The 254-nt window shown below is 58.7% G+C and carries 1 pseudogene; it reads right to left on the bottom strand.

Annotated features, from left to right (window positions below):
* A pseudogene (locus PKKP23_RS33630) lies at nucleotides 1-127 on the bottom strand (helix-turn-helix domain-containing protein); the annotation flags it as partial.
* Nucleotides 128-254: the final 127 nt, after the last annotated feature.

The raw sequence follows: 254 nt of genomic DNA, 5'->3' as shown, positions 1-254 counted from the left end.
GGCTGTGGCGCTCGGGATAGGCTGGCAGAACCGTGCCGGCCCGGATGTAACGCCTGACCGTGTTTCTGGACACGCCCAGCCGTCTGGAAATCTCGCGCAACGAGACCTGATCGCGAAAGTGCCAGCGGAGCTATCGTTGAAAGTGGTGTACGCGGCGTAGGGAAGAGGCAGGAGAAGGCGGTGGCGATTGAAGGAGAATGTTGCTTCTCACGGTAACACTTCCACAATCGAACTCCACCACCATGGCGAAACAT

This window comes from Paraburkholderia kururiensis JCM 10599 = LMG 19447, assembly GCF_003986935.1.
GTDB classification, from domain to species: Bacteria; Pseudomonadota; Gammaproteobacteria; order Burkholderiales; family Burkholderiaceae; genus Paraburkholderia; species Paraburkholderia kururiensis.
The sequence above is the reverse complement of the archived record's forward strand: the minus strand, read 5'-3'. Positions and strand labels throughout refer to the sequence as shown.